The 5,745-nt window shown below is 69.3% G+C and carries 7 protein-coding genes; 3 read left to right on the top strand and 4 right to left on the bottom strand.

Features of this window, described 5'->3' with window-relative positions; translation table 11 throughout:
• The coding region (modA, locus tag L286_RS45450; protein ID WP_021224008.1) for a molybdate ABC transporter substrate-binding protein at positions 1-422 on the top strand (422 nt) is incomplete at its 5' end.
• A gap of 114 nt (positions 423-536) precedes the next feature.
• Here the strand turns inward: modA and L286_RS45445 are convergent.
• On the bottom strand, positions 537-1,283 hold the full coding sequence (locus tag L286_RS45445) for an HAD-IIB family hydrolase (protein WP_007686254.1): 747 nt from the start codon (positions 1,281-1,283) through the stop codon (positions 537-539).
• Between the two features lie 122 nt (positions 1,284-1,405).
• Between L286_RS45445 and modB the strand changes: the two genes are divergently transcribed.
• Both modB and L286_RS45435 read left to right on the top strand, forming a co-directional pair.
• Positions 1,406-2,104 carry a molybdate ABC transporter permease subunit gene (modB, locus tag L286_RS45440; protein WP_020817698.1) on the top strand — a complete coding sequence of 233 codons (699 nt, stop codon included), beginning with the start codon at positions 1,406-1,408 and terminating at the stop codon, positions 2,102-2,104.
• Positions 2,094-2,702 carry an ATP-binding cassette domain-containing protein gene (locus tag L286_RS45435; RefSeq protein ID WP_020817697.1) on the top strand — a complete coding sequence of 203 codons (609 nt, stop codon included), beginning with the start codon at positions 2,094-2,096 and terminating at the stop codon, positions 2,700-2,702. The genes modB and L286_RS45435 overlap by 11 nt, the downstream gene beginning before the upstream one ends.
• Here L286_RS45435 and L286_RS45430 read toward each other — a convergent pair.
• From L286_RS45430 to L286_RS45420, 3 genes are all read right to left on the bottom strand, one after another.
• Positions 2,684-3,511 (bottom strand): phosphotransferase enzyme family protein, encoded by an 828-nt coding sequence (locus tag L286_RS45430; protein WP_020817696.1) that lies wholly within the window; start codon positions 3,509-3,511, stop codon positions 2,684-2,686. The genes L286_RS45435 and L286_RS45430 overlap by 19 nt on opposite strands.
• 6 nt (positions 3,512-3,517) lie before the next feature.
• Complete coding sequence (locus tag L286_RS45425; protein WP_021224007.1) at positions 3,518-4,792, bottom strand: capsule biosynthesis protein; 1,275 nt, start codon at positions 4,790-4,792, stop codon at positions 3,518-3,520.
• Positions 4,785-5,745: beta-3-deoxy-D-manno-oct-2-ulosonic acid transferase (locus L286_RS45420; protein WP_021224006.1), on the bottom strand; the 961-nt coding region annotated here is incomplete at its 5' end. The genes L286_RS45425 and L286_RS45420, both read right to left, overlap by 8 nt.

Raw genomic sequence — 5,745 nt, 5'->3', positions numbered from 1 at the left:
CCCCGCTGCGGCTTCGGATCGCCCGCGGCATGCCGATCGCCAGGGCGCTGGGCGACTCCCGGCTGGCCATGGCCAATCCGGACAGCGTGCCCGCGGGCAAATATGGCAAGGCGGCGCTCAGCGCGCTGGGCGTGTGGCCCAGCGTGGCGAACCGGCTGGCGCTGGGCGGCAATGTGCGATCCGCCCTGACCCTGGTGGAACGGGGCGAGGCGCGGCTGGGCGTCGTCTACGCGACCGACGCCCGCGCATCGAAGGGGGTCGTGGTGGTCGGCGTCTTCCCGGCGGGCAGCCATGCGCCGATCCGCTATCCCATCGCCCGCCTGACCGCGAGCCGGAACCCGGAGGCGGAAGGCTTCCGCCGCTTCCTGCTATCGCGAGCCGGGCAGAGCATCTTGGTGCGCCATGGTTTCAGCCGACCTTGATACTCCGGCAGATCATGAGAAATTCGTGCTCCTGCAAAGGCAACAGCCCAGTTCCAACGGCACGACCGGGTTCCTGCCTTCGCAGGAACATGATGCATGTCCAATCTTACGCCATCACCTCTGACAGGCGACGATCGCGTCGATCACCGCCAGCGTCTCCTGCGGATCGCGCACCCGCACCGTGTCCAGCCCCAGTTGCTTCGCCGGATAGTCGTTGCCGCCGGGGAAGATCGCATCGCCGATGAACATCATCGCTTCCAGCGCGATCCCGCTCGCGTCGCGCAGCTTCTTCAGGCCATAGGCCTTGTCCACCCCCTCCCGCGTGATGTCGATGGAGGTCGCCCCGCCCATGTTGATCGACAGCCCCGGCAGGCGCTGGCGCAGGTCGGCCTGGATCACCTTGCGCTTGGCGAAGTCGGGATCCCACACCTCCTTGGCATGGATCGGCGCCTGCTGGCCCAGCGCGGAAAAGGTGATCTGGCTGCCGCGATCCTCGATCCGCTCGCCCCACACCTGTTCCGGCACGAAGCCCGTCGCCTCCAGCGAGGCGTCGAACGCCGCCAGGATCGCCTGCTTCTGCGCCTCCTCGAACAGTTCAGCATAGACCGGCGTCCACTGCCCGTCGCGATGGGTGTAGAGCTTGGTCCCCGTCGTGGGCATCAGCCACAGGCGCGAACGGTCGGCCCGTTCCGGCAGGCGGCTCGCCACCTGCTTGTCGAATTGCGGCCAGTCCCCGCCGGAGATCACCGCGACATGCGCCACCTGCAACAGCCGCGCCAGGGCGTCGCCCATCGCCTCGCCCAGCGGCTGCTTGCTCTCCGCCAGCGTTCCGTCGAGGTCGAAGGCGATCAGGTCTTTCATGCGCATGCTCCGGCTTGAAGGGCCGTCCGGCTTTGCCCTCTGGCCTCGACCGATGCAATGCCGATGAGCGGGATATGACGGGGGGCTGGTGTTTTCCCCTATCCTGACCGAAAGAGGGCGGCATGATCCTCTCTGCCGATGAATGGGGCATCGTCGCGCTGTCGCTCCGGGTCAGCCTGGTGGCGGTCGGGCTGATGCTGCCGGTCGCCTTCGCCTTCGCCTGGCTGCTCGCCCGCTGGCGCTTTCCCGGCAAGCTGATCGTCGACGCGCTCATCCACCTGCCGCTGGTGGTGCCGCCGGTCGTCACCGGATGGCTGCTTCTGCTCCTCTTCGGCGCGAACGGCCCGCTCGGCAGGCTGTTCGAACAGATGCTGGGCATCGGCTTCATGTTCCGCTGGACCGGCGCGGCGCTTGCCTCCGCGATCATGGCGATGCCCCTGATGGTGCGCGCGATGCGGCTGTCGATCGAGGGCATCGACCGGCGGCTGGAACAGGCCGCGCAGACGCTGGGCGCGGGCCGGTGGCGCGTCTTCCTCACCATTTCGCTGCCGCTGTCGCTGCCGGGCATAGTGGCGGGACTGGTGCTCGGCTTCGCCCGCTCCATCGGCGAGTTCGGCGCGACCATCACCTTCGTTTCCGACGTTCCCGGCGAAACCCGCACCCTGCCCATCGCCATCTATTCCGCGCTGCAGATGCCGGGCGCCGAATCGGCGGTCACCCGGCTCGCCATCATCTCGATCCTGCTGTCCTTGGGGGCGCTGGTCGCATCGGAGGCATTGGCCCGCCGGGCGAGCGGCGGAAGGACCAACCATGTCCTTTGACATCGCCGTCGACCATCGCATCGCGGACCGCCAAATCCGCCTGCGGGCAGAGGCGGGCGCGGGCCTCGTCGCCCTTTTCGGCCCCTCCGGCGCGGGCAAGACCAGCATCCTCAACATGGTCGCGGGCATATCGACGCCCGACAGCGGCCGGATCGCCGTGGCGGGCGAGACGCTGTTCGACAGCGGCGCGGGCATCGACATTCCCGCCGCCCGGCGGCGCGCCGGCTATGTCTTCCAGGACGGACGCCTGTTCCCGCACATGCGCGTGCGCGCCAATCTGCTCTATGGCCGCCATGGCGACGCGCCGCTGCCGTTCGACGCGGTCATGGACTTTCTGGGCATCGGCCATCTGCTCGACCGCTGGCCCGCCACCCTGTCCGGCGGCGAAGCGCAGCGCGTCGCGATCGGCCGGGCGCTGCTCTCCGGCCCCCGCTTCCTGCTGCTGGACGAGCCGCTCTCCTCGCTCGACCCGGCCCGGCGCGAGGAAATCCTGACCGTGATCGAGCGGATGAAGCGCGATCTCGCCATGCCGATGCTCTATGTCAGCCATGACCGGGGGGAGGTCGAACGGCTGGCCGATCAGGTCATCGCGCTGTAGGGGGGCAGGCCCGCCTCCGCCAGCGCCCGGTTCAAATAGGCCAGGAAAGCGGCCTGCCTGACCGGCGCCCGCGCCCGCAGCCAGGCCAGCGCCACGACCGCCCGCCATTCCGCGCCATGCTCCAGCGCCGGGGCGAGCCGCCTGTAGCTGGCCACATAATGGCGCGCCGCCCAGTCCCGCGCCATGTTGGTCAGTCGATCCTGCGGCCCCTCGCCGAAGCGCAGCAGCATCTCCGTCCGCAGCAGATCCGGCACGAAGTCGCCGCGCGCCGCCTTCGACCAGTCGATCGCCACCATGCCGGAAGGCGACAGCAGGATATTGCCGATGTGAAAATCGCCGTGCAGCAGCCGGTCGCCCTCCGGCAGTCCGTCCAGCAGCGCCACCGCCGCCGCCTGCAAGCCGCGATCCGCCGGGCCATAGAGGATGTCCGTACGCAACACCTGCCGCAGGGAACGCAGGCCCGGCGCGGCCTGCCCGTGGATCCGCCGGTGCAGCGCCGCCATCTCGCGCAGGCATGACCCCGATTGCAAAGGCCGCAGCCGCATGCGCCGCATCAGCGTCGGCCCGGTCACTTCGGGATAGAGGATCGCCCGTCCTTCCGCCATGTCCAGCCGTCGCAGGGGCCGGGCGACCGGCAGGCCCGCCTCCGCCGCCAGCGTCGCCGCCTCCATCTCGCGGGCGATCATCTCCTCCGACACGGCGGCGTGGAATATCTTGGCCACGCGCCCCTCGCCCACGCGCCAGACGCGCGAACTCGCGCCGGAGGCCAAAGGCGCCAGCGGGCCGGGCGGATCGTCCTGCTGCGGCACGCGCCCCTAGCGCTGGACTGCCCGGGCGGGCCGACGATCATGGACCAGCCGCGGCTCCGCCCGCGAAGGGGCGGGACGGGTCAGCCGCTCCACGGCATTGTCCACCAGCATCCGCAGCCCTTCCTCGCTCAGCAGGCCGCCCCGGATCAGGCAACGGTCGATCAGCACCCGGCGGAAGGCGGAATAGAGCGCCATGTCGGGCGCCCCCGGCGCGGACCAGAATTCGTCGAGCGAACGCCGATGCACCACGCCCGGCACCTTGTAGACCGCATGGCCCAGCACGACCACCGGCTTTCCGGCGTTGAGCGCCAGCGTGCCCACCGTGCTGTTGACCGTCACCACGCCCAGCGACCTGTCGACGACTTCGGCAATGTCCCAGTCGGCCAGGTAGAAGACCCGGTCCCCGACGCCATATCGCGCCGCCAGCCGCCGCGTCAGCCGGCCCCAGGCGACCAGTCCGGGATCGAGCGGATGGCGCTTCACCACCAGGGCGGTGTTGGCGGGCGCATGGGCGGCGAAGCTCTTGATCACGAAGCGCAAGGCGGCGCGCATCGTGCCGAAGGGCGAATGGACGCGGATCTGATAGTCGGAATCGAGCTGGAGCGGCAGAGCGAAATAGGGCCGGTCGCACACCGCCGACCACTGCTCCCGCGACTTGCCGCGTTCCGCCTTGCGCAGGTTCAGCTTCTTGAACCAGCCGACCGTCTCCCACAGGAAGCTGTTGGGCCGGTGCGTGCGATAGAAGGGAAAGGCGGGCCGCATCAGCGCCGACGCCATGCCGTTGCGCCCGGTGTTGAAGGCCCGCTGCCGGAAGGTGGAGGGGATTTGCGGTTCCCGCCCATTATCCTCCGGCGGCAGCGCCCTGGCCTGCTCCAGATACCATTCGGGGTCGAGCGGCAGGGTCGAATTGCCGTTCACCCCATCCTCCTGGAGCGTCAGGAAATCGGGGCGGATATAGCCTTCCTCCACCACATGGACGCGCAGGTTGCGCAGCCGCGCCATCTTGTGGGCGGAGGCATGATAGGGGCGGCAGTCGCCATAGAGGATCAGGTCCGTCACGCCATGATGGACGATATGGTCGTCGAAGAAGATCGGCCAGTTGCGGAACGTCCCGCGATAGTCGGTCGCGCCCTCGCCCGGCCAGTCCACCTTGTCGCCGCCATTGATGTTGATGCGCAGCGCCCGGTGCCCCCGCGCCCTCAGCGCCTCCGCCAGCATGGCGAAAAAGGGGCCATGCGGTCCCTGGAGGAAGAGAAAGGTTCTGGCCTGGGCGTCAACCATGGAAATACTCGGCGGACAAAGTCATAAATCTCTGCAACTTCCCCTGTAAAGTCCGCAGTCGAATCAACCATGACACCGGGGCCGGCGCCCCGCTTGCCAAACGTTCGACCATGATTTCAGGTCCGCAGGGCAAGCGCGTGACCGGGTCCAGATAGCGTGGATAGAGAATCAAGGCCCCGGCGACAAGCTGATCCAGGGTGAGCCGACGCCCGCGCCGTCCATTGGCCGCCGCCAGGTCGCGGGTCAGCCCCCAGCCGGCGTAGAAGGGCATGCCGTGGACCGTCACCGGCCGCCCGCGCATCAGCGCCTCGAACCCGGTGAGGGAGGAGAGGACATGGACCTCGTCCACCGCCTGCACCAGTTCCATCAGCGGCGACCCGGTGTCGATGGCGTCGGCCTGCTCCAGCACCGCGGCATCGCTCAGATGCCCCTTGCGCAGGCCCGCCTGCACGTCGGGATGCGGGCGATAGACGATATGGGCGTCCGGCTCGGCCCCGCGCACGCGCTTCAGCAGGTCGAGATTGCCCGTCACCCCCGCGCCGCCATATTCCACCGACAGATCGTCCTCGACCTGCCCGACCGCCAGCACGGTCCGGCGGCCCTGGGGCAGGCCGATCATCCGCCCCCCCTCCCTGCCATATTTGGTGACGCCCGAAGCGCATATCCTCGCCCGCAGGCGCGCCGCCCGCCGTTCCAGCGCGGGGGTGAAGACGCAGCTCGCCAGCAGCGCCTCCATGTCGCTGGGCGAGCGCGCGTCATAATAGATGCCCGTCCGGTCGATCACCACCGATCCGGGCGGATGCAGCGCCGCGCCCAGCCCCTTCGACCGCAGGAAGCCGTCCTCCACCCGGGCGACGGTCACGCCCTGCCGACGCGCCTCCTCCATGGTGCCGGGCGTCACGCGCGACGGCCAGACCGCAAGCGCGCTTCCCTGCCGGGCGGCCCGCCGCAGG

The organism is Sphingobium sp. HDIP04 (genome assembly GCF_000445085.1).
GTDB lineage: Bacteria > Pseudomonadota > Alphaproteobacteria > Sphingomonadales > Sphingomonadaceae > Sphingobium > Sphingobium indicum.
The sequence above is the reverse complement of the archived record's forward strand: the minus strand, read 5'-3'. Positions and strand labels throughout refer to the sequence as shown.